This window comes from Amycolatopsis sp. NPDC051106 (genome assembly GCF_040682775.1).
Classification (GTDB): Bacteria; Actinomycetota; Actinomycetes; order Mycobacteriales; family Pseudonocardiaceae; genus Amycolatopsis.
In genome coordinates this window covers 30,404-56,042 of record NZ_JBFBBQ010000010.1, presented here as the reverse complement: position 1 = coordinate 56,042, position 25,639 = coordinate 30,404, and the positions used below count along the sequence as shown (strand labels likewise).

The following is a 25,639-nucleotide window of genomic DNA, read 5'->3' as shown; positions in this document are numbered from 1 at the left end:
CTTCTTTCTGGTCTGATCAGTCTCGAATGAGAATGCGCATTGCCTGTGAGACGGCCGCGTCGAGCCGGCTTGCCGCGTCCGTTCCCTTGCCCAGGACGCGCAGCCCCTGGAGCACGGTGAGCAGGAAGCGCGCCAGCGTCGCCGGGTCGCTGCCGCCGGGGAGTTCGTCCTGGGTCCTGGCGCGTTCGAGCGCCATCGTCAGGGCGACTTCGAGGGTGTCCCAGCTGCGCTCCACGATCCGCGCGACCGCCGGATCGCGGGGGAGGAGCTCGATCGCCGCGTTGACGACGAAGCAGCCTACGGGCCCGTCTTCGCCCAGGATGTCCGCGACATAGCCCTCGAAGAGCCGCCGTACCGCGGCCACGCCCGAGCCCGGTTTCGACAGTTCGGACACGACCCGGGTGTCGGTCCGCTCGGCGTAGCGCTTCAACGCCGTCACGTAGAAGTCGTGCTTCGTGCCGAAGGTCGCGTACAGGCTCGCCTTCGCGACGCCGAGGTGCGTGACGAGGTCGCTGACCGACGTCGCTTCGTAGCCCTGGCGCCGGAAGAGCGCGAGCGCGGCGTCGCACGCTTCGTCGACGTCGAACTCCTTGACCCGGGACATGTTCGAAACCCTAGCCGTATCGAGAACGCCCGGTCAAATAAGCGTGCCGCGGTGTGTCGCCTCCGATGACGGGCTGTGCGGTGGCACGATGGCTGATCTGACCGCCGGAGGGGGTGAGTGATGCAGGACCTGACGCTGCCGCCGACGGTCGTCGCCACCCACCTGCGCTCCTGCGCCGAGGAGCTCGCCGCCGGCCTGCGCTGCGGCGGACCGGGCGCCACGACCGCCGAGCTCACCGACGTCGTCGCGCACCTGATCGCGAGCCAGGAAGCCATCTCCCACGCGCTCGCCGGCCTCGCCGCCCGCGTCGAAGGCGGCGGTGCGCACGCGCTGGCCGCGGCTCCGCCCCTGGACGTCGAGGTCGTCGCCGAGGTGTTCCGCGAGGCGGCCATCGCGGCCCGCTGCACGGCTGAAGCGCTCGGCGAGGTCACGCCGTCGTTCGAATGTGTGAGCGAATCCGTCGCCCCTGACACCCGTTTGTAGCTGTCGGGGCGCGCAGGCGCCTGTCTAGCCTGAGAGCTGCGGAGGTGGCTCGCATGCGCGCGATGTGGATGGGCACGATCGGGTTCGGCAGTTACGCCATTCCGGTGAAGGCGTACAGCGCCACCGAAGACCGCGAGATCCCGCTGCACCAGGTGCACGAGGCCGACGGCGGCCGGATCCGGGTGAAGCGGGTGTGCGAGGTCGACGGCGCCGAGGTGCCGCCCGAGGAGATGGTCCGCGGGTACGTCGTGCCCGGCGGCGACGTCGTGCTGCTGTCGGACCACGAACTCGCGTCCCTGCCGATGCCCGGCCGCACGATCGCCATCCGCGGCTTCGCGCCGCAGGCCGACGTCGACCCGATCTGGTTCGCGAAGAGCTACTACCTCGAGCCGGAGCCGGCGGGCACGAAGCCGTACGTGCTGTTCAGCGAGGCTCTGCAGCAGTCCGGGCGGGTCGCGCTGGTCACGGTCGCGCTGCGCCGGCGCGAGACGCTCGGCGCGCTGCGCGTGCGCGACCAGGTGATCGTGCTGGAGACGATGCTGTGGCCCGATGAGGTTCGCACGCCCGACTTCCCGTTCCGGCACGCCGACGTCGACATCCGGCCGGGCGAGCTGCGGCGCGCGGTGAACCTCGTCGAGGAGCTGACCGGCGAGTTCGACCCGGGCCGCTATCCCGACCGTTACCGCGAGGCCTTCCAGGCGTTGGTCCAGGCGAAGATCGACGGTGCCGAGGTCGTCCAGCCGACGGCCGCGGAGCAGGCGGAGGGCGTCACGAGGCTGCTGGCGGCGCTGCAGGAGTCGGCGTCCGAAGCCGAGGACGCGCGCACCGCGGCCGTCACGAAGGCCAAGGCCGCGGCTTCGAGGGCGGCGAAGGCGCGTACGACGGCGAAGCGAGCCGCGTCTCGCGGGCGCACGAAGACGTCCTGAGTAGTACTACCCACGGGTAATTGAGGGTTCTCCCACTGCTGGCCGGGTGTCCGGCGCGGCAGACTTCCTCCTGCCAGCGGATACCGGATCGCTGGCGAGGGGGGAAAGGGAACCGGACGGCCCCTGGGGAGGTGAGCCGTCCGGGCACCAGGGTTCCGGGGCGGGCCGACGGAGGAGCGGCCCGTTCCCGGAACCCGTGTCGCACCGCGGGGAGGCGGCGCGACACGAGGGGGTGGCCCGGAAGCCGCCGTGGAGGGATCGAGGGGTCTCCGCGGCGGCTTTCAGGCGTCCGCCACCCGGAGCATCAGCTCCGAAGCCAGTTTCAGCAGCTGCCGTTCGGTCGGCGAAAGCGTCGCCTCGATCGCACCGGCCAGCCAGCGCTCGCGGCGGACGCTGTACTCGCGCAGCACCGCCAGCCCCGCCGGCGTGATGCTCACCAGCGACCGGCGCCCGTCCGCGGGGTCCGGCGAGCGCGTCACCAGCTCGCGTTCGGTCACCCACGCGAGGATCCGGGTCAGCGACTGCGGCTGCAGCCGTTCGGCTTCGGCCAGCTCGGTCGGTGTGTGCGTGCCCGCCCGGTAGAGCCGGCTCAGCACCGCCAGCACCGCCGGACCCGGGCCGTTCGGGTCCCGCTCCGCGCGCATCCGCCAGTTCAGCCGTCCGACGCCCTCGCGCACCCGGTGGGCCAGGTCGGCCAGCTCGGGGTCCGCGCTGACCGGTGGTGCGACGTCGGATTCGGGCTGCATGCCCCCAAGGTTAGGCGGTTCCCCGGACCAGCCGGGCATAACGCCCGTCGCGCGCCAGCAGCTCTTCGTGGGTTCCGCGTTCCACGATCCGGCCCTCGTGCAGCACCACGATCTGGTCGGCGTGCTCCACAGTGGACAGCCGGTGCGCGATCGTCAGCGTCGTGCGGCCCGCGGCGAGCCGGTCGAGCTCGGCCTGCACCGAGCGTTCCGTGCGGGTGTCGAGCGCGCTGGTCGCCTCGTCGAGGATGAGCACCGGCGGGTTGCGCAGCAGGATCCGCGCGATCGCCATCCGCTGCTTCTCGCCGCCGGAGAACCGGTAGCCGCGCTGGCCGACGACCGTGTCGTAGCCGTCGGGCAGCCCGGCCAGGGTGTCGTGGATGTGCGCCGCCTTCGCCGCGGCCTCGATCTCCTCGTCGGTCGCGTCCGGCTTCGCGAAGCGCAGGTTCTCCCGGACGGTGTCGTGGAACAGGTACGTCTCCTGCGACACCATCCCGACGCCCGCCGCGAGCGACGCCAACGTCACGTCGCGGACGTCGGTGCCGTCGATCCGCACGGAGCCGGAGCTCACCTCGTACAGCCGCGCCACCAGGTACGCGAGCGTCGTCTTGCCCGAACCGGTCGAGCCCACCAGCGCCGTCGTGGTCCCGGCCGGGACGTCGAGGTCGATGTCCTTCAGCGTCAGCGCGCCTTCGTCGTCGTAGCGGAAGGACACGCCACGCATCGAGACGTCGCCGCGCCGCACCTCCAAGGTCTCCGCGCCCGGCTTGTCGCTGATCTCCACCGGCAGGTCGAGGACCTCGAAGATGCGCCCGAACAGCGCCTTCGACGTCGCCACGTTCTGCCCGATCGTCTGCATCGCGCTGGCCGGCGCGACCAGCCGGTTGAGCATGCTGGTGAACGCCACGACCGTGCCGAGCGAGATCGGCGACGCGCCGCCCGCCAACGCCAGGCCGGCGATCCAGTAGACGAGCGCGGGATGACGGTCAGGCTCATCCCGCGCGACGCGATCTGCCAGCGCCCGGCCAGCGCCGCCGCGCGTTCCAGCGCCGCGATCTCCCGGGACTCGGCGCCGAAGCGCTCGCGCATCGCCCGTTCGTTGCCCATCGTCTTGGCGAGCAGCACGCCGGTGACCGAGAGGGACTCCTCGACCATCGTCGTCAGCCGGGCCATCCGCCGGGTCCGGCCGCGGGCCAGCGTCCGCCGCTTCTTGCCCAGCCGGAGCGTGAACAGCAGGAACAGCGGGACGACGATCAGCGACAGTGCCGCGAGCTGCCAGTCGAGCACGATCAGCGCCACCGTGATGGCGATCGTCGTGGTCGCGTTCTGCACCACCGAGCCGGCGGTCGTGGTGATGACGTTGTCGACGCCGCCGATGTCGTTGAAGACCCGCGAGAGCACTTCGCCGCTCTTCGTCCGGGTGAAGAAGCCGAGGGACATCCGCTGCAGGTGTCCGTAGACCGACACGCGCAGCTCGTTCATCACCCGCTGCCCGATCGTGTTGGACAGGCCGGTGGTGGCGACGCCGAGGGAGCCGCTGCCGACCGCGCAGACGATCATCCCCGCCGCGAGCAGGCTGATCAGCAGCGTGTTCCGGTGGGGGAGGGCGTCGTCGAGGATCTCCCGCAGGAGAACGGCGAGACGACGCCGAGCCCGGCTTGCACGACGATCAGCGCGAACAGCGCGGCGAGGGCCGCGCGGTGCGAGTCGAAGAGCCCGGCGATCCGCCGGAGGGGGACCGGCTCGTCGGTGTCGGCGGCCGGTTCGGCGAGCGACGGCCGGGGTCTGGTCGCAGAAGTCATACACGTATGTTTACTGAATCTGACTGAACTGGCTACCGGATATTCCCAGGTAAAGCCATCTTTACTTCAGGCGGTCGGCAAACTGGTACATCTATGTGTACTGATCGAGTGGGCGACCTTCGCGTACCCGTGAGGGGGGCGAGCCGGAGCGACTACCCTCGGGAGGGCCGGCCTCGTCCGGCGCGCCACTCTCGACCCAGCTGGAGCGTGCACACCCGTGTTCGACACCCTGTCCGATCGGCTCACCGCCGCCCTGCAGACGCTCACGCGCAAGGGCAGGCTGTCCGACGCCGACATCGACGCCACCGCGCGCGAGATCCGCATCGCGCTGCTGGAGGCCGACGTCGCCCTCGGCGTGGTCAAGACCTTCATCGCGAGGATCAAGGAGCGGGCGAAGGGCGCCGAGGTCTCCCAGGCGCTCAACCCCGCGCAGCAAGTCGTCAAGATCGTCAACGAGGAGCTCGTCGGCATCCTCGGCGGCGAGACGCGCCGGCTGAACCTGGCGAAGAACCCGCCCACCGTGATCATGCTCGCGGGTCTGCAGGGTGCCGGTAAGACGACGCTCGCGGGCAAGCTCGCGCTGTGGCTGAAGAAGCAGGGCCACGCGCCGATGCTGGTCGCCTGCGACCTCCAGCGCCCGAACGCCGTCACGCAGCTGCAGGTCGTCGGCGAGCGCGCCGGGGTCGTCACCTTCGCCCCCGAGCCGGGCAACGGCGTCGGCGACCCGGTCGACGTCGCCCGCCGCGCCATCGCCGAAGCGAGGCACGCGCAGCACGACGTCGTCGTGGTCGACACCGCCGGCCGCCTGGGTGTCGACGAAGAGCTGATGAAGCAGGCCGCGGACATCCGCGACGCCGTCCAGCCGGACGAGACGCTGTTCGTCGTCGACGCGATGATCGGCCAGGACGCCGTGACCACGGCCGAGGCGTTCCGCGACGGTGTCGGCTTCACCGGCGTCGTGCTCACGAAGCTCGACGGCGACGCCCGCGGTGGTGCCGCGCTGAGCGTCCGCGAGGTGACCGGCCAGCCGATCCTCTTCGCCTCCAACGGCGAGAAGCTCGAGGACTTCGACACCTTCCACCCGGACCGGATGGCGTCGCGGATCCTCGGCATGGGCGACGTGCTGACCCTGATCGAGCAGGCCGAGCAGGCCTTCGACCAGGACCAGGCCGAACAGGCCGCGGCGAAGCTGTCGAGCGGCCAGCTCACCCTCGAGGACTTCCTCGAGCAGATGCTCGCGGTCCGCAAGATGGGCCCGATCGGCAACCTGCTCGGCATGCTCCCGGGCGCCGGCCAGATGAAGGACCAGCTCGCCCAGGTCGACGACAAGCACCTCGACAAGCTGCAGGCGATCATCCGTGGCATGACGCCCGCCGAGCGCGACAACCCGAAGATGATCAACGGGTCGCGCCGGCTGCGCATCGCCAACGGCTCGGGCGTCAGCGTCCGCGAGGTCAACGACCTGGTCAACCGGTTCTTCGAGGCCCGCAAGATGATGGCCCAGATGGCCGGCCGGTTCGGCTTCGGCGGCGGGGGCGGCGGTTCCAAGACGCGCAAGGGCAAGAAGGGCAAGAAGGGGAAGGGCCCGACGCAGCCCAAGGTCCGCGGCGGCTTCCCCGGCGGCATGCCGATGCTGCCCCCCGGTGGTCAGATGCCGGGCGGGATGCCCGACCTGTCCAAGCTGGGCGGCATGAACGACGTCCCGGGCTTCGACCCGTCGAAGTTCAAGCTGCCGAAGAACCCCAAGGACAATTGAGCGCCGCGCTCCACGCCGCCGGGGTGATCCTGCCCGGCGGCGAGTCCCGGGACCTCTGGATCACCGGCGGCCGGATCTCGTTCGAGCCGGTGCCGGACGCCGAGACGCTCGGCCGGGACGTCTTCCTCGTGCCGGGCCTGGTCGACGCGCACTGCCACCCCGGCATCGGCGTCGGCGGGCCGGTGTCGCTCCATGACGCAGCGACCCAAGCGCTGGCCGACCGGGCCGCGGGCACGCTGCTGATCCGCGACTGCGGCCTGCCGATCGACGTCCGGCCGCTGCAGCGGCGGTCGGACCTGCCGACGATCATCCGGGCCGGCCGGCACCTCGCCCTGACCAAGCGCTACATCCCGGGTCTCGGCATCGAGCTGGACGACCCCGCGCAGCTGCCCGAGGCGGTCGCCGAGCAGGCTCGCGACGGTGACGGCTGGGTCAAGCTGGTCGGCGACTGGATCGACCGCGGCGCCGGCGACCTCGCCCCGCTCTGGCCGGACGACGTCCTGGCCGAAGCGGTCAAGGTCGCGCACGACCACGGCGCCCGCGTCACCGCGCACGTGTTCGGCGAAGCCGCGCTGCCCGGGCTGATCGCGTCGGGCATCGACTGCCTGGAGCACGGCACCGGCCTCAGCGCCGACCAGCTGTCCGATCTGGCCCGCAACGATGTCGCTCTCGTGCCGACGCTGATCAACATCGAGAACTTCCCGGGCATCGCGGACAAGGCCGGCAAGTACCCGGCCTACGCGGCGCACATGCGGGCGCTGCACGCCGGCGTCGGCGAGATGGTCGCCACGGCGATCGAAGCGGGCGTACGCGTCTTCGCGGGCAGCGACGCGGGTGGCATGGTCGAGCACGGCCGGCTCGTCGACGAGATCGAGGCCCTGCACCGCGCGGGCATGACCCGCGAAGCGGCGCTGGCGAGCGCGTCGTGGGCCGCACGCGACTGGCTCGGTCACCCGGGCATCGCCGACGGCGCGCCCGCCGACCTGCTCGTCTACGCGAGCGATCCCCGCGAGGACCTGGGCGTCCTGCGGCACCCGGAGCACATCGTGCTCGGCGGTGTCGTCTACGCGTGACCCCCGCCGTTTTCCTTGCTGGGTCGGCACTTTAGCGTTGGGGCCGTGACGGACGACGACGGCGCACGGCGCGTGCTGGGGGCGCACTGGTGTTTCGTGGCGTTCTTCGCGGGGATCGCCGGCTACTACCTGATCAACCTCGTCATCGCCGCCGCGGTCAACCGCAACGTCGGCGAGTTCGACCCCCTGGAACTGCACGACGTCGGCCCGCTGCTGCTCCTGGCGTTCGTGCCCAACCTGCTGCTCGGCCTCGGCCCGGCGGCGGGTTCGTGGCGCTGGGGCGAGGGTTTGCGCGCCGACTTCGGGCTCAAGCCGACCTGGCGCGACGTCCGGATCGGCCTCGCCTGCGGCGCGCTCGCGCTGGTCGTCGGCTACGGCCTCAACCTGGTGCTGATCGCCGTCTACGGCGCCGACGACGTCTCCGACAGCCCGCTGAGCGACCTCGCCGACACCTTCGACGGCGACACCGTCTGGCTGGTGCTCGCGGCGGTGATCGTCATCGCGGGCGCGCCGATCACGGAGGAGCTGCTGGTCCGCGGCACGCTGTGGAACGCGCTGTCGTTCCACCGGGTCCCGCCGTGGGTGGTGCTGCTGGTGACCTCGCTGGTGTTCGCCCAGCTGCACGGCGAGCCGACCCGCACGATCGCCCTGTTCGGGCAGGGCATCGCGATCGGGCTCGCCCGGCACCTGTCCGGCCGGGTGAGTGCCGGGGTGATCGCCCACGCGGCCAACAACCTGCCGCCGGCGGTCCTGCTGTTCGTCGCGCACTGAGGGCGCCTGCGAGGATCGTGGACAGTAGTCGGACGGATACTGTGCGATCACTCTCCGGCGGCTAGGCTCGGGACCAGGAGCCGACGATCGCGGAGGGCAACGCGTGACCACTTCCCAGCCCCGGGACCCGGCTCCCGACGCCGCGCCGATGCCGGAGCCCGAGGAGCCCGCCGCGACGGCGTTCCTGCCGCCCGCGCGGCGGCACCGGTGGGGCTTCGGGGCGTTCCTGCTGGTCGAGGCGGTGCTGCTGTCGTCGGCCGCGTTCGTGTCCGTGCTGGTCGGCGACACCGGCCCGGGCCCGCTGCCGATCCGGGTCGTGCTGCTCGGCACCATGCTGCCGACGATGATCGCGGCCGGCGTCGCGGTGCTGATCACGTACGTGCGCGGCAACGGGCCCGTGATCGACCTGCGGCTGGAGTGGCGCTGGGCCGACGTGAAGACCGGGTTCCGCTTCGGCTGCGTCGGGCTCGTCTTCACCACCCTCGGCGCCTACCTCTGGACGCAGCTGGTCGGCAACGCCAACGCGACGTCGGCGATCAGCGCGCTGGTGGAGGACCGGAAGATGTCCGTCTCGGCGGCCGTCGTGATGTTCGTCTACCTGTGGCTGCTCGGCCCGATCTGCGAAGAGATCATCTACCGCGGCCTGCTCTGGGGCGCCGCCGAACAACTGCAGTGGCGCAGCGAGCGCTGGGCGGGCGCGGCGGCCTTCATGCTGTCCACGGCGGTGTTCGCGGCGAGCCACCTGGAGCCGCTGCGCACGACGTTGCTGCTGGTCATCGCGGTGCCGATCGGCCTGGCCCGGCTGGTCACCGGCCGGCTCCCGGGCAGTATCGTCGCGCACCAGGTGAACAACTTCCTGCCGGCGCTGACGATCCTGCTCGGAGCGCTCGGAGTGGCGTCTTTCTGAGCCTCTTTCCCGGCCTCTTTCCGGGTGCGGAGGGCCGTCTGGCAGAATGGTTCACTGCCTGCTTCCGCCGGACCCTCTCACCGTGCGAAAGCTCCTGACCTTCGGGTGCCCGCGACCGTGTCCCCACTCGGCCCGCGTGCGCCCAGCCCAGCACCAGAGAGATTCGAGGAGAACCCACACCCGTGGCCGTCAAGATCAAGCTGCAGCGCCTCGGCAAGATCCGTGCGCCGTACTACCGCATCATCGTCGCCGACGCGCGCACCCGCCGGGACGGCAAGGCCATCGAGACGATCGGCAAGTACCACCCGAAGGAAGAGCCGAGCCTCATCGAGGTCGTCTCCGAGCGCGCCCAGTACTGGCTGGGTGTCGGCGCGCAGCCGACCGAGCCGGTCCAGCGCCTGCTCGAGATCACCGGCGACTGGCAGAAGTTCAAGGGCCTGCCGGGCGCCGAGGGCACCCTGAAGGTGGCCGAGCCGAAGCCGTCGAAGCAGGACCTGTTCAACGCGGCCCTGGCCGCCGCCGGCGAGGAGCCCTCCTCGGAGGCCACCACGCCGAAGAAGAAGTCCGCCCCCAAGAAGGCCGAGGCCGAGAAGGCCGAAGCCACCGAGGGTGAGAAGGCCGAGTGAGCTTTCTGGCTGACTCCCTCGAGCACCTGGTGCGCGGGATCGTCGACAACCCGGACGAGGTCCGGGTCGAGCTGCTGACCACGCGCCGTGGCCGCACGCTCGAGGTGCACGTGCACCCCGACGACCTCGGCAAGGTGATCGGCCGGGGTGGTCGCACGGCGACCGCCCTGCGCACCGTCATGGGTGGCATCGGTGGGCGAGGCGTCCGCGTGGACGTCGTCGACACCGACCGCTGAAGTCTGTTTCGGAACAGTCATGGACGTCGTAGTCGGTCGCATCGCCAAGGCGCACGGAATCCGCGGGGAGCTCGCGGTGGACGTGCGCACGGACTCGCCGGACGAGCGGTTCCGCATCGGTGCGGCCGTGACGACCAGGCTGCGTGACGGCAGCACAAGGGACCTCACCATCGCAGCCGCCCGCGAACACAGCGGGCGGCTGCTGGTGCGTTTCGAGGAGGTCCCGACCCGCGACGTCGCCGAGACGCTGCGGGGCGCCCTCCTGCTCGCCGACACCGACACGCTGCCGCCGACCGGCGACCCCGACGAGTTCTACGACCACGAGCTGGCCGGCCTCCGGGCCGAGCTGCCCGACGGGACGGTCCTCGGCAAGGTCGTCGAGGTCGTGCACTCGCCCGCGGGCGAGCTGCTGGAGCTGGACGTCGAGGGCCGCGAGGTGCTGGTGCCGTTCGTCCACGCGATCGTCCCCACGGTAGACATCGCGGGTGGCCGCGTCGTGCTCGATCCGCCGGAAGGGCTCCTGGACGCCTGAGATGCGCATCGACGTCGTCACGATCTTCCCCGAATACCTCGACCCGCTGCGCGCCGCGCTGCTGGGGCGGGCGATCGACCGCGGCCTGATCGAGATCGGCGTGCACGACCTGCGCGACTGGACCCACGACGTGCACCGCGCGGTCGACGACGCACCGTACGGCGGCGGGCCCGGCATGGTGATGAAACCGCAAATCTGGGGCCCGGCGCTGGACGACGTCTGCCGTCCGGAGACCCGGCTCGTCGTGCCGACGCCGGCCGGGCGGCCGTTCACCCAGGAGCTCGCGCACGCCTACGCGGCGGAAAAGCACCTCGTGTTCGCCTGCGGCCGGTACGAGGGGATCGACCAGCGCGTCGTCGACGACGCCGCCCGCCGGATGCCGGTCGACGAGGTGTCGATCGGCGACTACGTCCTGGTCGGCGGCGAGGCGGCGGTGCTCGTCATGGTCGAGGCCGTCGTGCGGCTGCTGCCCGGCGTGCTCGGCAACGCCCGCTCGGCCGAGGAGGACTCGTTCTCCGACGGCCTGCTCGAAGGGCCCAGCTACACGCGGCCCGAGGTGTGGCGGGAGCTGTCCGTGCCCGACGTGCTGCGGTCCGGGAACCACGCCCTGATCGACCGCTGGCGGCGCGACCAGGCCCTGGAGCGCACCGCCCAGCGCCGCCCCGATCTCCTGGCGCGGCTGCCGGAAGGTAGCCTCGACAAGCACGATCTCAGGGTCCTGGAGGGCTTGGACCCCGAGCGGGCCTAGGGGGCCGGTGCTTCCGCCGGATCCCGGTCTGTAATACTTGACAGGTTGGCGTGAGTGGACTTCCTCGTCCACGAGCCCGCCAGCAGCCCCCTGGGTCGCCCGCAGCGGAGTCGTTGCGCGCCCGGGGACGTGTACGCAAGCCATACGAAGACGAGGACGGACCACCGATGAACACCCTGGACGCGCTGGACAAGCAGTCACTGCGTTCCGACATCCCGGCCTTCCGCCCGGGCGACACGCTCAAGGTGCACGTCCGCGTCATCGAGGGCAACCGTGAGCGCAACCAGGTCTTCCAGGGCGTCGTGATCCGCCGTCAGGGCGGCGGCATCCGGGAGACCTTCACCGTTCGCAAGGTCTCCTTCGGCGTCGGCGTCGAGCGCACCTTCCCGGTGCACTCGCCGAACGTGGCCGAGGTCGAGGTCCACAAGCGCGGTGACGTGCGGCGCGCGAAGCTGTACTACCTGCGCGACCTGCGCGGCAAGAAGGCCAAGATCAAGGAGCGCCGCGAGAACCGCGAGACGGCTTCGGCTAACTGAGTCACAACCCGGTTACCGGTAGCCTGACGACGTGGCCGAACCCGTGTCCCAGAACGCTCCTGAGGATGACCCCGATCGCTCCGAGGAGGACCAGCCCAGGCGGTCCCGCTCCGAGGAGCGCGGGGGATCCCGGCGGCGGCGAGCCAAACCCGCCAAGAAACGGTCGTTCTGGAAGGAACTGCCGATCCTGCTCGTGATCGCCCTGGTGCTCACGATCCTGATCCAGACGTTCCTTGCGAAGGTCTTCATGATCCCTTCGGGATCCATGGAGGCCACCCTGCACGGGTGCCCCGGGTGCACCGGTGACCGGATCCTGGTCGACCGGGTCACCTACGACTTCACCGAGCCCTCGCCGGGCGACGTGATCGTGTTCAAGGGTCCGCCGGCGTGGGTCAACAACGAGGTCCCGCCGCAGGAGTCGAGCAACATCGTCGTCCGCGGCCTGCGTGGTCTCGGTTCGCTGGTCGGGTTCGCCCCGCCGGACGAGCGGGACTTCGTCAAGCGCGTGATCGCGACCGGCGGCCAGACGGTCCAGTGCTGCGACACGCAGGGCCGGGTCGTCGTGGACGGCAAGGGGCTCGACGAGCCGTACGTCCACTGGGAAGACGCGTCCAACCAGAACGAGCGCGCTTTCGAGCCGGTCAAGGTTCCCGCCGGGACGGTCTGGGTCATGGGCGACAACCGCAACAACTCCGACGACTCCCGGTTCCAGGGTGGCGGCGGCGTGAACGGCGCGGTCCCGGTGGACAACATCATCGGCAAGGCGCGGATCATCGTCCTGCCGCCGGGCCGGTGGGGTGGGATCACCGATCACAACCCGCAAGAAGGCGCCCAGCCGGCGGCGCTCGGCGCGCCCGCCTGGCAGAGCGGTATCCCGCTCGGGGCCGGCGTCGCGGCGGCCTGGCCGGCGTTGTTCCTGGGGCGCAAGCTCAAGTCCGGAGTGCGCCGGGCGGCCGGGCGGAAACGCTAGCCACCCCGATCCGTGCCGGCAGACGGGTGATCCAGCCTTGACTCTTCCCGTTCCCCTCACCGCGGCCGAGCCGATCCGGCCGCCGCGGGCCGTGGTGCGCGGCGACCTCTTCTGGGGTCTGCAGGGCGCGCTCGACCGCCGTGGCCTCGGCCCGGTCGCCGGTGTGGACGAAGCCGGCGCCGGGGCGTGCGCGGGGCCGCTGGTGGTCGCGGCCTGCGTGCTCAAGCAGGGCGACGCGGCGAAGCTCACCGAGCTGACGGACTCCAAGCTGATGACGGCCAAGGCGCGCGACCGGGTCTACGACCTGGTCCTCGCCCGGGCCGTCGACTACTCCGTGATCGTCATCCCCACCGCGGAGGTCGATCGCTACGGCATCCGGGTGATGAACCTGGAGGGCATGCGGCGCGCCGCGGCGGCGCTGCGTGTGTCCCCGGGCTACATCCTCACCGACGGCTTCCGGGTCCCGGGGCTCACGGCCCCGAACACGGCGGTGATCAAGGGCGATCGTTCGGTGGCGTGCATCGCGGCCGCGTCGGTCCTGGCGAAGGTGACGCGCGATCGCATCATGGCGGGCCACCACGACGACTTTCCGCACTACGGATTCGACGTACACAAGGGCTACAGCACTTCCGAGCACCTGGCGGCGCTGCGCGAACACGGTCCCAGCGACGTCCACCGGTGGTCGTACACGAACGTCGCGACGGTGGCCATCAAGCACGGCGTGCGACCCGCGCGGCCGGTCCTGCTGACCTACGCGGCGCTGGAAAAGGCCATGGAGGCCGGGGCCGGGGCGGAGCTCGCCGCGGTCCTCGACGAGGCACTCGAGCCACAACTCAGCCTGCCGCTGCATGCCCCGGCCGCGGGTGTGGGTCACAATGAACGCTCCGCCGGCGGAGCAGCAGCACGATCCCGAGGAGGGGCGCGGATTTCATGAGCGCAGAGGATCTCGAGAAGTACGAGACCGAGATGGAGCTCTCGCTGTACCGCGAGTACCGCGACATAGTCGGCCAGTTCTCGTACGTGGTGGAGACCGAGCGGCGGTTCTACCTGGCGAACGCGGTCGACGTCCAGGTCCGCGACGGCGGCGGCGAGGTGTACTTCGAGGTCCGCATGTCCGACGCGTGGGTCTGGGACATGTACCGCCCGGCCCGCTTCGTCAAGCACGTCCGCGTCATCACGTTCAAGGACGTCAACGTCGAAGAGCTCGACAAGCCGGACCTCCGGCTGCCCGAAGACGGCCCGTTCTCGGGCTGAGCTGGTCTTTTCCCGCGCCGGTTCGTCCTGGACGAGCCGGCGCGGTGCTTTTGCGTGATCTCCTCCTGTCTTGACGCAGCGGCCCCTAGCACAACGGACCGACAATTCAGCGCGTTCCGCGCTTTCTGTGGACCGGTTGTCCACATACCCCCGGTTGTCCACAGAGCAGCGATTTCGCTCTGGTTTCGCCGCCTCGCGTGCTGGCATCGTCGAACGCACACGCACCGTGATCGCCGGGACCGCCCCGGTGACCGGCGCACCGACGAGGGGGCGACCACGATGACGGGCACCGACCAGCTCGCAAGACACCGCCGCGACCTGGGCGAGTGGGGCGAAGACCTCGCCGCCCGGCACCTGCAGGACCGCGGCCTCGTCCTGCTCGGCCGCAACTGGCGCTGCCGCGAAGGCGAGATCGACCTGATCCTCACCGACCGCACCCGCGTCGTGTTCTGCGAGGTCAAGACCCGCACGGGCACCGAGTTCGGCCTGCCATCGGAGACGGTCACGGAGGAGAAGGCCGGCCGCGTGCGCCGGGCCGCCCAGCGCTGGCTGCGCGAGTTCCGCATCGGCTGGTGCCCGGTCCGCTACGACGTCGTGACGATCCTCGCCGAGCCCGGCAAGCGCCCCCGCGTCCAGCACATCGAGGCGGCGTTCTGATGCCCATCGCCAAAGCGTGGAGCGTCGCCCTGCTCGGCATCGACGGCCGTGTCATCGAAATCGAAGCCGACCTCGGCGGTGGCCTGAGCCGCGTCACCCTCGTCGGCCTTCCCGACGCCGGGCTGCGGGAGGCCAAGGACCGCGTCCGCTCGGCCGTCCGCAACTCGGGTCAGCCGTGGCCGGACGGCAAGGTGACGCTCGGCCTGTCCCCGGCGAACCTCCCGAAGGTCGGCTCCGCGTACGACCTCGGCATCGCGGCCGCGGTGCTCGCGGCGACGGGATCGGTCCCGGCGACGCGCCTGCTCGGCACGGTGCTGCTGGGCGAGCTCGCGCTCGACGGCCGCGTCCGCCCGGTCCGCGGCATCCTCCCGGGCCTCCTGGCGGCTCGAGCGGCCGGCTACGAACGAGCTGTCGTCCCGGCGGACTCGCTGGTCGAGGCGGGCCTGGTGGACGGCATCGACGTCGCGGGCGCGGCCCATCTGCGCGATCTCGTGGCGTGGCTTAAAAGGGAGGCCGAGCTGGTGTCGCCGGAGCCCCCGGTGCCGCAGGTACCGCCGGCGGTACCGGACCTGGCCGACGTCGTCGGCCAGCCGGAGGCGCGCTGGGCGCTGGAGGTCGCGGCGGCGGGCGGGCACCACCTCCTGCTGACCGGCCCACCCGGCGTCGGCAAGACGATGCTCGCCCGCCGGTTACCCGGTCTGCTGCCGCGCCTGTCCCACGAAGAATCCTTGGAGGTGACGGCGGTGCACTCGGTCGACGGCTCGCTGTCGAAGTCGTCGCCGTTGGTCACGGTGCCGCCGTTCGTGGCCCCGCACCACTCGATCACGGTGGCGGCGTTGATCGGCGGCGGCAGCGGCCTGGCCACCCCGGGCGCCATCAGCCGGGCCCACCGCGGCGTCCTGTTCCTCGACGAGGTCTGCGAGTTCGGTGGCCAGCGGCTGGAGTCGCTGCGCACGGTCCTCGAGGAAGGCGAGGTCCGCATCGCGCGGGTCAAGGGCTCGATCACGTACCCGGCGCGGTTCCAGCTGATCCTGGCGACGAACCCGTGCGCGTGCGCGCCCCCGAAGGAAGCCGACTGCGTGTGCTCGCCGACGGCCCGCCGCCGCTACCTCGGCCGGCTGTCCGGCCCACTGCTCGACCGCGTCGACCTCCGGGTCCGCCTACGGCCCCTGAGCGCGATCAACGCCCACGACACCGGAGCCACGGAATCGTCGGAAACGGTCCGCGCCCGGGTCCTGCAGGCTCGCGACCGGGCGGCCCACCGCTGGCAGGCCCACGGCTGGCGCTCGAACTCTGAGGTCCCGGGCCCGGCCTTGCGACGCGAGTTCACCCTCCCGGCGGACGCGACGCAGTTGCTGGACCGGGCAATGGACCGCGGCGCCCTGAGCGGCCGGGGAGCAGACCGTTGCTTGCGCATCGCCTGGACCCTGGCCGACCTGGACGGCGAGCAACGCCCAGGCACCGAACAGGTCGGCTCGGCCCTGGCGTTCCGAGAGCGGGTGGCGGCATGAACGCGCGAAAGCACTCGTACCCGTTTCGACCAGCGTCGGCGTTCGCGACTGGCCACGCCGTTCCGGGGCGCGGAATCGAGCTCGTTCGGAGCCGGCTCAGGCCGCCGATGCGTTCCACCGCGGCGGCCGTACAGACTTGCGCCGGCCGTAGGCAGGTGACGGTATGAGTCCTGATGAGCAGCGGCCCGCGCGCCTGTTGGCCGGAGGTAGCGGCACGAGTGCGGATGAAGCGCGCGATGCGCGGCTGGCTGCCGCCGATAGCGTGAGTCCCGGTGGGCAGCGCTCCGCGCGGCCATTGGTGGCCGGCAGTGGCACAAGTCCGGATGAGTTGCGCGATGCGCTGCTGCCCACCGGCGGTGGCGTGAGCCCCGATGAGCAGAGGCTCGTGCGTCCAATGGCCGGAGGTAGCGGCACGGGTCCGGATGAGTTGTGCGATGCGGGGCTGGCTGCCGCGAATTGCGTGAGTCCCGGTGAGAAGCGGTCCGCGCGCCCATTGGCTACGGGCAGCGGCACGTGCCCCGCGGAGCTGCGCGATGCGCGGCTGGCTGCCGGGGATGGCGTGAGCTCTGATGATCAGCGGCCCGCGCGTCCATTGGCCGCGGGCAGCGGCACGAGTTCGAACGAGCAGTCGGCTGCTTCGGGCAGCGGCATGAGCCCGATTGAGCAGCGCGAGGCGACCCCTGCCGCACGCAGCACGAGCCCCGACGAGGTCCACCGAGCTCGCGCCTACCTGCTGCGAGTCGCCGAACCGCCGGCTCCGGCGCTGATCGCCTTCGTGGCCCACCACGGTCCCATCGATGCCGCCGCCCGGGTGCGCCGAGGCGACTGCCCACCCGAGGTGCTCAAGGCGACCGAAGCGCGCCGCGAGTACGACCTCGTCGACCAGGACTTCGCGCGGGCCGCCGCGGCGGGGGCTCGGCTGATCGTTCCCGAGGACGATGAATGGCCCGCCTGGCCGCTGCTCGCGCTCGATCTCGCGGCCCGGCGTGGCGTCACCGAGGCCGTGCCTCCGCTGGCGCTCTGGGTCTCCGGCGATGTCGCGCTCGGCACCGCCGCCGATCGCGCTGTCGCCGTCGTAGGGGCGCGGGCCGCCACCGAATACGGCGAACACCACGCCGCCGAGCTGGCGTACGGGCTGGCCGGCCGGGGCGTCCCCGTGTTCTCAGGCGCTGCCTACGGCATCGACGGCGCCGCCCACCGCGGTGCGCTCGCCGCCGAGGGGATCACCGTCGCGGTGCTCGGCTGCGCCGTCGACGCGGGCTACCCGGCGGGCCACGTCGGGCTGCTGAACCGGATCGTCCGCAACGGCGGCGCGGTCGTCAGCGAGTACCCGCCCGGCACCCCGCCGGCGCGGCACCGCTTCCTCGTCCGCAACCGGCTCATCGCGGCCCTTACCGAGGGCACCCTGGTCGTCGAGGCCGGGCGCCGCAGCGGTGCCCGGAACACCGCGAGCACCGCCGGCGCCCTCGGCAAGGTGGTGATGGCGGTGCCCGGGCCCATCTCGTCCGGGATGTCCGTCGGCTGCCACGAACTGATCCGGGACGCCCGGGCGACCCTCGTCTCGACGGTCGACGAGGTCCTCGAGACCGTGGGCCGCTTCGGCATCGCCGAGGACCCGGCCGCCCGGCCGAAACGTCCCACCGACCGGCTGGGCCCCGACGCGCTGCGGACCTACGAGGCGCTGGCCGCGCGCACCGACCGGTCGGACACCGAAATCGCGGCCGAATCCGGGCTCCCTCTCCGGAAAGTGCGGGCGCTGCTGCCCGCGCTGGAGATCGACGGATTCGCCGTCCGCGGGGAAGCGGGGTGGCGACGACGGAGGAAAAGCGCGTGAAGGCCACGAATTCCCGGGGAAATCGGCGAAAGTGTTCGGCCGGTTCGGTGGGGCCGCGTGGCGATCCTTGACCGAGGACGGTTGTTCGCGCAGCGTGACAGCCATGCCGCCGTCATCACGCTCCGGCCGGGAGCGCCGCCCGGACCTGCGCGCGCTCCGGGCCGCGCTGCCCGAGCCCGTCCAGGCCGTCGTCACCGGCTACGAACGGCACCTCGGGCTGGAGCGGGGACTGTCCGCGCACACCGTCCGGGCGTACGTCGGTGATGCGGTCGCGCTGCTGGGGTTCGTCGTGGACGGCGGTGGCGGGCTCGCGGAGCTGGACCTCGGCCGGCTGCGGGCGTGGCTCGCCGCCCAGCAGACCGGCGGGGCGAGCCGGACGACGCTCGCCCGGCGCGCGGCCTCGGCGCGGACGTTCACCGCCTGGGCGCACCGCACCGGTGTCCTCGCCACCGACCCTGGTGGGCGGCTCGCCGCCCCGCGGGCGCACCGCACCCTGCCCGGGGTGCTGCGCGCCGGGCAGGCGGGTGAGGTCATGCGGGCGTCGGCGGCCGGCGCGGCCCAGCGTGATCCTGTCGCCCTGCGTGATCGCGCGATCGTCGAGCTGCTCTACGCCACCGGCATCCGCGTGTCCGAGTTGTGCGGGTTGGACGTCGGCGGCGCCGACTTCTCCCGTCGTGTCGTGACGGTGCTCGGCAAGGGCGGCAAGGAGCGGGTGGTGCCGTTCGGCGTCCCGGCGGCGGAAGCCCTCGACGACTGGATCACCGAGGGGCGGCCGAAGATCGTCGCGGAAACCGCCGGTGAGCGCGTCGAGCCCGCGCTTTTCCTCGGTGCACGGGGGAAACGCCTCGACCCGCGTGCGGTGCGGCGGGTGGTGCACGACGCCGTCTCGGCGGTGCCTGGAGCGACCGACATGGGGCCTCACGGCCTGCGTCATTCGGCCGCGACGCATCTGCTGGAGGGGGGTGCCGATCTCAGGAGCGTTCAGGAACTGCTTGGTCACGCTACGCTTGCCACGACGCAGCTCTACACTCATGTGACCGTCGACCGGTTGAAAGCGATCCATGACCGAGCGCACCCCAGGGCCTGAGGCGGCCCGGGGAGTCTCGCCGGGGTCGTCACCAGCGGGCCCGGCGGCGCACGCGCATCCGCACGAGCACGGAGACGATACTGAGCCGCATGCCGAGAACGACTGTGCAATGACCGCAGGGCCGCACGTGACCGACGCCACCGGAGTGACCACTCGCGGTGACGCCGCCGTGCCCGCGGAAGCGCGGGCCGGTTACGACGTCGACGCCGGGATCGCGGCGCTGTGGCGGCAGTTCGCCGACGGCCCCGACCAGGCGTCGCGCGATCGGCTCGTGCTGCACTACGCCCCGCTGGTCAAGTACGTCGCGGGCCGGGTCGGCACCGGCCTGCCGACCCACGTCGACGTGGGCGACCTCGTGCAGTCCGGCATCTTCGGGCTCGTCGACGCGATCGAGAAGTTCGACCCCGAGCGCGGTCTGCGCTTCGAGACGTACGCGATGCAGCGCATCCGCGGCGCGATCCTGGACGACCTCCGTTCGCAGGACTGGGTGCCGCGCGCCGTCCGCAGCAAGGCCAAGGAGGCCGAGCGCGCGATGGAGCGCCTCGGCGCCCGCCTGAACCGCACCCCGACCGACGCGGAGCTCGCCGCCGAGCTCGGCATCGGCCTCGACGACCTGCGCGACTTCTACGGCCAGCTGCAGCTCACCAGCGTCGTCGCGCTGGAGGACCTGGTGGCCGCGGGCAAGGACAGCGGCTCGCTGGTCGACACCATCCCCGACGACGACGCCGTCGACCCGGTCGCGGTGCTCGTCGACCAGGACAACCGCCGCCAGCTCGCGCAGGCCATCGCGCAGCTGACCGAGCGCGACAAGATCGTGGTCAGCCTCTACTACTTCGAGAGCCTGACCCTCGCCGAGATCGGCAAGGTCCTCGGTGTCACCGAGTCGCGAGTCAGCCAGCTGCACACGCGGGCGGTCATGCGGCTGCGCGCCAAGCTGGTCGAGCAGACCGGCTCCTGATCACGGACCACCTCCCCACGGCTTGAGCCGGAACTCGCCCACCTCACCGGTGAGGGCGAGGGGATCGACGTACTCGTCGCCCCGCCGCACGCCCCAGTGCAGGCAGGCGGCGATCGCGCAGCCCGGGTGCCCGGCGAGGACGGACCCGAGCACCTGCCCCCGGTAGACCTGCTCCCCGACGGCCACCTTCGGCTCGACGGGCTCGTAGGTGGTGCGCAGGCCGCCGTCGTGGTCGACGGAGATCACGGGACGCCCGGCCACGAGCCCGGCGAAGACGACGACGCCGGCATCGGCCGCCAGCACCTCCTGCCCGGGTACGGCGGCCAGGTCGACGCCGCGGTGCCCGGCGCCGTAGGGCGTTTCGGGGGCGTCGAAGTACTTGGTGACCACCGGAACGGGTGAAAGTGGCCAAGACAGCCGCGCTTGGGGCACGGCCGGCGCCGAGCCGGCCGGGGTGGATCCGGCGGGCCCGGAGGAGTGGGGCTCCGCGGCGGGCGTGGCCGGGCGGAGGGGTATCGCCGCTGCCGCCGGTTCGGAGCTCGCCCGCCCCGCCCACGGTGACCTGAGATCGCCCGGCTGGGGCGGGCCGAAAGTGTCCGCCCACGGTGGCCCGAAATCGCCCGGTCGTGGCGGAGGTGCCGGTGGTGGCCCGAGGTCGGCCCAAGCAGCAGGCATCCCCAGCCCCAGCGCCGCTGCCACCCCGGATCGGACCGGCTCACCACCGGCGCCGACCGCCGAGCCGGTCGGCCGGACACCCGCCGCCGGCGCCGAAGCCCCACCGCCGAACACCATCACAAAACCGGCCGTGACCAGCGCGACCACGACCAGACCACGACCCGTTGCCCGGTGTCGGAAACCCTTGATCCACTCCATGGCTCCAGCCTGCGGCACCCGGGACGCCCGTGGGGACCCGAAGCCGAATCTGTGGACAACCGGACCCGATGTGGACAACTCCGTCCGTCCGCGGCCGCCGGTGGGGGAGGGGCTGGTGGCAGGGGGTAGAATCTTTTCCGCGGTCCGCGTGAGCGGGCTGACTTCGCGTGCACGTGCGCGATACCCGGCGGATTTCGCCGGCGAGTCGCACGATGTCCGGCGGTCCCTGGGGCTCCTCACTCCTCAGGGTCCGGACACCGCCACGGGCACCAGGGCGAGCGGCCACCCGGCCGCGAGCGACAAAACCGAGCAGCGCGTCAGCGGCGAACCACCGCGGGGCGCGCACGACACAGAAGAGGTTGATTCCGGCAATGGCCGTCGTCACCATGAAGCAGCTGCTCGACAGCGGCGTCCACTTCGGGCACCAGACCCGTCGGTGGAACCCGAAGATGAAGCGCTACATCTTCACCGAGCGCAACGGCATCTACATCATCGACCTGCAGCAGACGCTGACCTACATCGACCGTGCGTACGAGTTCATCAAGGAAACCGTCGCGCACGGTGGCACGATCATGTTCGTCGGCACCAAGAAGCAGGCTCAGGAAGCCATCGCGGCCGAAGCCTCGCGCGTGGGCATGCCCTACGTGAACCAGCGCTGGCTCGGCGGCATGCTGACCAACTTCCAGACGGTGCACAAGCGTCTTCTCCGCCTGAAGGAGCTCGAGTCGCGTGAGCAGACCGGCGGCTTCGAAGGTCTCACCAAGCGCGAGATCCTGACGCTGACCCGCGAGAAGGACAAGCTCGAGCGGACCCTCGGCGGTATCCGCGACATGGCCAAGGTGCCCAGCATCGTGTGGATCGTCGACACGAAGAAGGAGCACATCGCCGTCGGCGAGGCTCGCAAGCTGAACATCCCGGTCGTCGCGATCCTGGACACCAACTGCGACCCGGACGAGGTCGACTACCCGATCCCGGGCAACGACGACGCGATCCGCTCCGCCGCGCTGCTGACCAAGGTCGTGGCCGAGGCCGCGGCCGCCGGTCTGATGCAGCGGTCCAGCCGCAACGGCGCTTCGGCCGACACCAAGCCGGAGCCGGGCGTCGCCGCCGACGAGCCGCTGGCCGAGTGGGAGAAGGAGCTGCTCGCCGGCTCCGAGACCGCCGCCGCCGACGCGACCGAGGCGGCCGCGGCCGTCGAGGCGCCGACCGAGACGCCGGCCGAGGCCCCCGCCGAGCAGGCCACCGCCTCCTCCTGATGTCCCATCGTCCGTGCGGCCGGCCCTCGTGGCCGGCCGCACGGGCGTAGCAACCCAGAGTTTTCGCGTACCTGAAAAGGACGGATTTACCAGAATGGCGAACTACACCGCCGCTGACGTGAAGCGCCTGCGCGAGATGACCGGCGCGGGCATGATGGACTGCAAGAAGGCGCTGGAGGAGAACGACGGCGACTTCGAGAAGGCCGTCGAGTTCCTCCGCATCAAGGGCGCCAAGGACGTCGGCAAGCGCGCCGAGCGCGCCACCGCCGAGGGCCTGGTCACCGGCGAGGGCGGCGTCCTGATCGAGCTGGACTCCGAGACCGACTTCGTCGCGAAGAACGCCGACTTCCAGGCGCTCGCCGCGAAGATCGTCGAGGTCGCGAAGACCCTCAAGACCAGCGACGTGGAGGCCCTCAAGGGCGCCGAGCTGGACGGCAAGACCGTCAACGAGGTCGTCCAGGAGCTCTCCGCCCGCATCGGCGAGAAGCTCGAGCTGCGCCGCGTCGTGGCCTTCGAGGGCCAGACCGCGACCTACCTGCACCGCCGCGGCTCCGACCTGCCGCCGGCCGTCGGTGTGCTCGTCGAGTTCACCGGTGACGACGTCGAGGCCGCCCGCGGTGCCGCCATGCAGGTCGCCGCGCTGCGCGCGAAGTACCTGACCCGCGACGAGGTGCCCGCCGAGATCGTCGAGAACGAGCGCTCCATCGCGGAGAAGACCGCTCGTGAAGAGGGCAAGCCGGAGCAGGCCATCTCGAAGATCATCGAGGGCAAGGTCAACGCTTACTACAAGGACAACGTCCTGCTCGAGCAGGCGTCGGTCAAGGACAACAAGAAGACCGTCAAGGCCCTGCTCGACGCGGCGGGCGTGACGATCACGAAGTTCGCCCGCTTCGAGGTCGGCCAGGCCTGAGGCCAGGTCCGGGCGTAGGTTTCACCCCTCCAGTGCCCCGTCTCCGTCCATCGGGGACGGGGCACTGCCGGGTCCAGAGAAGAATTCAGCGGGTCGAAGGGCCTAGGAGGCGACATAGATGGGTGACCGGGTCGAGGGTGGCTACCGGCGGGTGCTGCTGAAGCTGGGCGGCGAAATGTTCGGCGGTGGTTCGATCGGCGTCGATCCGGATGTCGTCCACTCGGTCGCGCAGCAGATCGCCGACGTCGCCCGCACCGGCGTCCAGGTCGCGGTCGTGATCGGCGGCGGCAACTACTTCCGCGGCGCGGAGCTTTCGCAGCGCGGCATGGACCGCGACCGCGCCGACTACATGGCGATGCTGGGTACCGTGATGAACTGCCTGGCGCTGCAGGACTTCCTGGAGAAGGAGGGCCTGCCCACCCGCGTGCAGACCGCCATCACGATGGGCCAGGTCGCCGAGCCCTACATCCCGCGCCGCGCCGAGCGGCACCTGGAGAAGGGGCGCGTCGTGATCTTCGGCGCCGGGGTCGGCATGCCGTACTTCTCCACCGACACCGCGGCGGCGCAGCGGGCGCTCGAGCTGGGCTGCGAGGCCGTGCTGATGGCCAAGGCCGTCGACGGCGTCTACACCGCGGACCCGAAGGCCGACCCCACCGCCGAGATGTTCCGCGAAATCACCCACCGCGAGGTGCTGGAGCGGGACCTCAAGGTCGCCGACGCGACGGCGTTCAGCCTCTGCATGGACAACAACATGCCGATCATCGTGTTCAACCTGCTCACCGAGGGGAACATCGCCCGCGCGGTGAGTGGTGAAAGAATCGGCACGTTGGTCAGCACCCCCGCCGACGGGGTGCCGGCCTAGACCTGCTGGGATCAGCAAGCGCCACACCATCACAACACCGGGAGTAGCCGTGATCGACGAGACCCTCCTCGACGCCGAGGAGAAGATGGAAAAAGCGGTGTCCGTCGCGAAGGACGACCTGACGTCGGTGCGCACCGGCCGGGCCACCTCGTCGATGTTTTCGCGCATCGTCGTCGACTACTACGGCGCGCCGACCCCGCTGAACCAGCTGGCCAGCGTCAACGTGCCGGAGGCGCGGATGGCGTTGATCAAGCCCTACGACCAGTCGCAGCTGAACGCCATCGAGAAGGCGATCCGCGAGTCCGACCTCGGCGTCAACCCGAGTAACGACGGCAACGTGATCCGGATCGTCATCCCGCAGCTCACCGAGGAGCGGCGCAAGGAGATGGTCAAGGTCGCCAAGAGCAAGGGCGAGGACGCCCGGGTGACCATCCGCAGCATCCGCCGCAAGGCCAAGGAAGAGCTCGACCGCATCGGCAAGGACGGCGAAGCGGGCGAAGACGAGGTCGTGCGCGCGGAGAAGGAACTGCAGAACCTCACCGACACCTACTCGCACAAGGTCGACGAGCTGGTCAAGCACAAGGAAGCCGAGCTGCTCGAGGTCTGATGGCACAGGTGAGCGAGGAACGCGAGGACCGGGTGGAAGCCACCGGGGATCAGCCGGCGGCTCCCGGGGCGCCGGGGACACCGGACACCGGCGCTCCGGCCACGCCGGAGTTCCCGGGAACCACCGCGACGCCGGAACCGGGCGCGCCCGCGGCCTCGGATTCGAGCGCGGCGGAAACGCCGCTCGCGGCCGAGGCGCCGGGAAGCGGCGAAGCGGACCGGTTGTCGGCTGCCGGAAGCGCCGCGGCCGGGCCGGCTGTCCCGGCCCCCGAGGCCAAGAAGGCCTCCAAGGCCGGCCGGAACCTGCCCGCGGCGATCGGGGTCGGGCTGCTGCTCGGGGCCGCGATCATCGTTTCCCTGCTCACCGTGCGCTTCCTGTTCATCGGGATCATCGCGATCGCGATCGCGGTCGGCACCTTCGAGTTCGCCGGGGTGCTGCGCCGGGTCGCCGACACGCGGGTCGCGATGATCCCGGTGCTCGTCGGCGGGCAGGCGATGATCTGGCTCGCCTGGCCGTTCGGCCGCGAAGGCGCGCTCACCGCGTTCGTCCTCACTGTGCTCGCCTGCCTGCTGTGGCGCCTGCCCGGCGGCGCGAAGGGCTACCTGCGCGACATCAGCGCGTCGGTGTTCGCCGCCGCCTACCTGCCGCTCTTCGGCGCTTTCGCGGCGATGCTCGTGCCGCCGTCGGACGGCGTCGGGCGAGTCCTGACCTTCCTGATCGGCGTCGTCGCCTCGGACACCGGCGGCTACATCGCCGGCGTGCTCGGCGGCAAGCACCCGATGGCGCCGTCGATCAGCCCGAAGAAGACCTGGGAAGGCTTCGCGGGTTCGGTCGTCGGCGGTGTCGTGGCCGGCGCCCTGACCCTCAGCCTGCTGCTGGACGGCCACGTCTGGCAGGGCGTGATCTTCGGTGTCGCGATCGTGCTGACCGCGACCCTGGGCGACCTCGTCGAGTCGCTGATCAAGCGCGACCTCGGCGTCAAGGACATGGGCACCCTGCTGCCCGGGCACGGCGGGATCATGGATCGCCTCGACTCGCTGCTGCCTTCGGCCGTGGTGTCCTGGCTCCTGCTTTCGGCGTTCGTCCCGCTCGGCTGACCTGCGGTGGGAGCCGTCGC

At 71.3% G+C, this 25,639-nt stretch carries 29 protein-coding genes and 1 pseudogene; 24 read left to right on the top strand and 6 right to left on the bottom strand.

The window, feature by feature from the left end; translation table 11 throughout:
* Positions 1–16 precede the first annotated feature (16 nt).
* Positions 17–604, bottom strand: a complete 588-nt coding sequence (locus AB0M83_RS10785; RefSeq protein ID WP_364515561.1) for a TetR/AcrR family transcriptional regulator — start codon at positions 602–604, stop codon at positions 17–19.
* 120 nt (positions 605–724) lie between these two features.
* Here AB0M83_RS10785 and AB0M83_RS10780 point away from each other — a divergent pair, with 120 nt between their 5' ends.
* Positions 725–1,087: a hypothetical protein gene (locus AB0M83_RS10780; RefSeq protein ID WP_364515558.1), complete on the top strand. Its 363-nt coding sequence runs from the start codon at positions 725–727 to the stop codon at positions 1,085–1,087.
* 53 nt (positions 1,088–1,140) lie between these two features.
* A complete protein-coding gene (locus AB0M83_RS10775; protein WP_364515555.1) occupies positions 1,141–2,013 on the top strand; it encodes a Ku protein in 873 nt (290 codons plus the stop codon).
* A 281-nt stretch (positions 2,014–2,294) separates the two neighbouring features.
* Here AB0M83_RS10775 and AB0M83_RS10770 read toward each other — a convergent pair whose 3' ends face one another.
* The 4 genes and pseudogenes from AB0M83_RS10770 to AB0M83_RS10755 all read right to left on the bottom strand — a co-directional run bounded on the left by AB0M83_RS10770 (position 2,295) and on the right by AB0M83_RS10755 (position 4,558).
* On the bottom strand, positions 2,295–2,759 hold the full coding sequence (locus tag AB0M83_RS10770; protein ID WP_364515552.1) for a MarR family transcriptional regulator: 465 nt from the start codon (positions 2,757–2,759) through the stop codon (positions 2,295–2,297).
* Between the two features lie 10 nt (positions 2,760–2,769).
* Entirely contained in the window at positions 2,770–3,663 is an 894-nt protein-coding gene (locus AB0M83_RS10765; RefSeq protein ID WP_364515549.1) for an ATP-binding cassette domain-containing protein, read from the bottom strand.
* Positions 3,664–3,818: 155 nt separating this feature from the next.
* Positions 3,819–4,337: pseudogene (locus AB0M83_RS10760) on the bottom strand (ABC transporter transmembrane domain-containing protein); the annotation flags it as partial.
* On the bottom strand, positions 4,337–4,558 hold the full coding sequence (locus AB0M83_RS10755) for a hypothetical protein (RefSeq protein WP_364515843.1): 222 nt from the start codon (positions 4,556–4,558) through the stop codon (positions 4,337–4,339). The pseudogene AB0M83_RS10760 and the gene AB0M83_RS10755, both read right to left, overlap by 1 nt.
* 217 nt (positions 4,559–4,775) lie before the next feature.
* Here AB0M83_RS10755 and ffh point away from each other — a divergent pair, with 217 nt between their 5' ends.
* The 17 genes from ffh (at position 4,776) to AB0M83_RS10670 (ending at position 20,014) form a co-directional block, all read left to right on the top strand.
* Positions 4,776–6,314 carry a signal recognition particle protein gene (gene ffh / locus AB0M83_RS10750; RefSeq protein WP_364515546.1) on the top strand — a complete coding sequence of 513 codons (1,539 nt, stop codon included), beginning with the start codon at positions 4,776–4,778 and terminating at the stop codon, positions 6,312–6,314.
* Positions 6,311–7,387, top strand: coding sequence for an amidohydrolase family protein (locus tag AB0M83_RS10745; protein WP_364515543.1), 1,077 nt, complete (start codon positions 6,311–6,313; stop codon positions 7,385–7,387). Before ffh ends, AB0M83_RS10745 begins: the two co-directional genes overlap by 4 nt.
* Positions 7,388–7,432: 45 nt before the next feature.
* Positions 7,433–8,158, top strand: coding sequence for a type II CAAX endopeptidase family protein (locus AB0M83_RS10740; protein ID WP_364515540.1), 726 nt, complete (start codon positions 7,433–7,435; stop codon positions 8,156–8,158).
* Positions 8,159–8,261: 103 nt separating this feature from the next.
* Positions 8,262–9,065, top strand: coding sequence for a type II CAAX endopeptidase family protein (locus AB0M83_RS10735; protein WP_364515537.1), 804 nt, complete (start codon positions 8,262–8,264; stop codon positions 9,063–9,065).
* A gap of 182 nt (positions 9,066–9,247) precedes the next feature.
* Positions 9,248–9,691 carry a 30S ribosomal protein S16 gene (gene rpsP / locus AB0M83_RS10730; RefSeq protein WP_364515535.1) on the top strand — a complete coding sequence of 148 codons (444 nt, stop codon included), beginning with the start codon at positions 9,248–9,250 and terminating at the stop codon, positions 9,689–9,691.
* On the top strand, positions 9,688–9,927 hold the full coding sequence (locus AB0M83_RS10725; protein WP_003103110.1) for an RNA-binding protein: 240 nt from the start codon (positions 9,688–9,690) through the stop codon (positions 9,925–9,927). Before rpsP ends, AB0M83_RS10725 begins: the two co-directional genes overlap by 4 nt.
* A 19-nt stretch (positions 9,928–9,946) precedes the next feature.
* Entirely contained in the window at positions 9,947–10,459 is a 513-nt protein-coding gene (gene rimM / locus AB0M83_RS10720) for a ribosome maturation factor RimM (protein WP_364515532.1), read from the top strand.
* Position 10,460: 1 nt separating this feature from the next.
* Positions 10,461–11,207 (top strand): tRNA (guanosine(37)-N1)-methyltransferase TrmD, encoded by a 747-nt coding sequence (gene trmD, locus AB0M83_RS10715; RefSeq protein ID WP_364515529.1) that lies wholly within the window; start codon positions 10,461–10,463, stop codon positions 11,205–11,207.
* A gap of 167 nt (positions 11,208–11,374) precedes the next feature.
* Entirely contained in the window at positions 11,375–11,743 is a 369-nt protein-coding gene (rplS, locus tag AB0M83_RS10710; RefSeq protein ID WP_155545319.1) for a 50S ribosomal protein L19, read from the top strand.
* A 31-nt stretch (positions 11,744–11,774) separates the two neighbouring features.
* Positions 11,775–12,713: a signal peptidase I gene (gene lepB / locus AB0M83_RS10705; protein WP_364515526.1), complete on the top strand. Its 939-nt coding sequence runs from the start codon at positions 11,775–11,777 to the stop codon at positions 12,711–12,713.
* Positions 12,714–12,804: 91 nt separating this feature from the next.
* Positions 12,805–13,647, top strand: a complete 843-nt coding sequence (locus tag AB0M83_RS10700; RefSeq protein ID WP_364515827.1) for a ribonuclease HII — start codon at positions 12,805–12,807, stop codon at positions 13,645–13,647.
* On the top strand, positions 13,644–13,967 hold the full coding sequence (locus AB0M83_RS10695) for a DUF2469 domain-containing protein (protein ID WP_003096226.1): 324 nt from the start codon (positions 13,644–13,646) through the stop codon (positions 13,965–13,967). Before AB0M83_RS10700 ends, AB0M83_RS10695 begins: the two co-directional genes overlap by 4 nt.
* Before the next feature lie 279 nt (positions 13,968–14,246).
* The gene (locus AB0M83_RS10690; RefSeq protein WP_364515524.1) at positions 14,247–14,624 is read left to right on the top strand and encodes a YraN family protein; all 378 of its coding nucleotides are present in this window, start codon (positions 14,247–14,249) and stop codon (positions 14,622–14,624) included.
* Positions 14,624–16,135: a YifB family Mg chelatase-like AAA ATPase gene (locus tag AB0M83_RS10685; protein ID WP_364515521.1), complete on the top strand. Its 1,512-nt coding sequence runs from the start codon at positions 14,624–14,626 to the stop codon at positions 16,133–16,135. Before AB0M83_RS10690 ends, AB0M83_RS10685 begins: the two co-directional genes overlap by 1 nt.
* A gap of 649 nt (positions 16,136–16,784) precedes the next feature.
* Positions 16,785–17,969, top strand: coding sequence for a DNA-processing protein DprA (gene dprA / locus AB0M83_RS10680; protein WP_364515519.1), 1,185 nt, complete (start codon positions 16,785–16,787; stop codon positions 17,967–17,969).
* A gap of 103 nt (positions 17,970–18,072) precedes the next feature.
* Positions 18,073–19,056, top strand: a complete 984-nt coding sequence (locus AB0M83_RS10675; RefSeq protein ID WP_364515516.1) for a tyrosine recombinase XerC — start codon at positions 18,073–18,075, stop codon at positions 19,054–19,056.
* 109 nt (positions 19,057–19,165) lie between these two features.
* Positions 19,166–20,014 (top strand): FliA/WhiG family RNA polymerase sigma factor, encoded by an 849-nt coding sequence (locus AB0M83_RS10670; protein ID WP_364515514.1) that lies wholly within the window; start codon positions 19,166–19,168, stop codon positions 20,012–20,014.
* On the opposite strand, the gene AB0M83_RS10665 is transcribed toward AB0M83_RS10670, so the two are convergent.
* Complete coding sequence (locus AB0M83_RS10665; RefSeq protein ID WP_364515825.1) at positions 20,015–20,530, bottom strand: M23 family metallopeptidase; 516 nt, start codon at positions 20,528–20,530, stop codon at positions 20,015–20,017. It abuts the gene before it with no gap.
* Between the two features lie 728 nt (positions 20,531–21,258).
* Between AB0M83_RS10665 and rpsB the strand changes: the two genes are divergently transcribed.
* From rpsB to AB0M83_RS10640, 5 genes are all read left to right on the top strand, one after another.
* Entirely contained in the window at positions 21,259–22,143 is an 885-nt protein-coding gene (rpsB, locus tag AB0M83_RS10660; protein WP_364515511.1) for a 30S ribosomal protein S2, read from the top strand.
* Positions 22,144–22,237: 94 nt separating this feature from the next.
* Positions 22,238–23,053 (top strand): translation elongation factor Ts, encoded by an 816-nt coding sequence (tsf, locus tag AB0M83_RS10655; RefSeq protein WP_364515509.1) that lies wholly within the window; start codon positions 22,238–22,240, stop codon positions 23,051–23,053.
* Positions 23,054–23,171: 118 nt separating this feature from the next.
* Positions 23,172–23,915, top strand: coding sequence for a UMP kinase (pyrH, locus tag AB0M83_RS10650; protein WP_003065595.1), 744 nt, complete (start codon positions 23,172–23,174; stop codon positions 23,913–23,915).
* 49 nt (positions 23,916–23,964) lie between these two features.
* Positions 23,965–24,522 (top strand): ribosome recycling factor, encoded by a 558-nt coding sequence (gene frr / locus AB0M83_RS10645; protein ID WP_285484806.1) that lies wholly within the window; start codon positions 23,965–23,967, stop codon positions 24,520–24,522.
* A complete protein-coding gene (locus AB0M83_RS10640; RefSeq protein WP_364515506.1) occupies positions 24,522–25,619 on the top strand; it encodes a phosphatidate cytidylyltransferase in 1,098 nt (365 codons plus the stop codon). Before frr ends, AB0M83_RS10640 begins: the two co-directional genes overlap by 1 nt.
* The last annotated feature ends 20 nt before the right edge of the window (positions 25,620–25,639 follow it).

Excerpts from the sequence above, each read along its gene's own strand:
- AB0M83_RS10785 (WP_364515561.1), bottom strand. The coding sequence starts at position 604 with ATGTCCCGGGTCAAGGAGTTCGACGTCGACGAAGCGTGCGACGCCGCG.
- AB0M83_RS10780 (WP_364515558.1), top strand. The coding sequence starts at position 725 with ATGCAGGACCTGACGCTGCCGCCGACGGTCGTCGCCACCCACCTGCGC.
- AB0M83_RS10775 (WP_364515555.1), top strand. The coding sequence starts at position 1,141 with ATGCGCGCGATGTGGATGGGCACGATCGGGTTCGGCAGTTACGCCATT.
- AB0M83_RS10770 (WP_364515552.1), bottom strand. The coding sequence starts at position 2,759 with ATGCAGCCCGAATCCGACGTCGCACCACCGGTCAGCGCGGACCCCGAG.
- AB0M83_RS10755 (WP_364515843.1), bottom strand. The coding sequence starts at position 4,558 with ATGACTTCTGCGACCAGACCCCGGCCGTCGCTCGCCGAACCGGCCGCC.
- rimM (WP_364515532.1), top strand. The coding sequence starts at position 9,947 with ATGGACGTCGTAGTCGGTCGCATCGCCAAGGCGCACGGAATCCGCGGG.
- trmD (WP_364515529.1), top strand. The coding sequence starts at position 10,461 with ATGCGCATCGACGTCGTCACGATCTTCCCCGAATACCTCGACCCGCTG.
- rplS (WP_155545319.1), top strand. The coding sequence starts at position 11,375 with ATGAACACCCTGGACGCGCTGGACAAGCAGTCACTGCGTTCCGACATC.
- AB0M83_RS10695 (WP_003096226.1), top strand. The coding sequence starts at position 13,644 with ATGAGCGCAGAGGATCTCGAGAAGTACGAGACCGAGATGGAGCTCTCG.
- AB0M83_RS10690 (WP_364515524.1), top strand. The coding sequence starts at position 14,247 with ATGACGGGCACCGACCAGCTCGCAAGACACCGCCGCGACCTGGGCGAG.
- AB0M83_RS10685 (WP_364515521.1), top strand. The coding sequence starts at position 14,624 with ATGCCCATCGCCAAAGCGTGGAGCGTCGCCCTGCTCGGCATCGACGGC.
- dprA (WP_364515519.1), top strand. The coding sequence starts at position 16,785 with ATGAGCCCGATTGAGCAGCGCGAGGCGACCCCTGCCGCACGCAGCACG.
- AB0M83_RS10675 (WP_364515516.1), top strand. The coding sequence starts at position 18,073 with ATGCCGCCGTCATCACGCTCCGGCCGGGAGCGCCGCCCGGACCTGCGC.
- AB0M83_RS10670 (WP_364515514.1), top strand. The coding sequence starts at position 19,166 with ATGACCGCAGGGCCGCACGTGACCGACGCCACCGGAGTGACCACTCGC.
- rpsB (WP_364515511.1), top strand. The coding sequence starts at position 21,259 with ATGGCCGTCGTCACCATGAAGCAGCTGCTCGACAGCGGCGTCCACTTC.
- tsf (WP_364515509.1), top strand. The coding sequence starts at position 22,238 with ATGGCGAACTACACCGCCGCTGACGTGAAGCGCCTGCGCGAGATGACC.
- pyrH (WP_003065595.1), top strand. The coding sequence starts at position 23,172 with ATGGGTGACCGGGTCGAGGGTGGCTACCGGCGGGTGCTGCTGAAGCTG.
- AB0M83_RS10640 (WP_364515506.1), top strand. The coding sequence starts at position 24,522 with ATGGCACAGGTGAGCGAGGAACGCGAGGACCGGGTGGAAGCCACCGGG.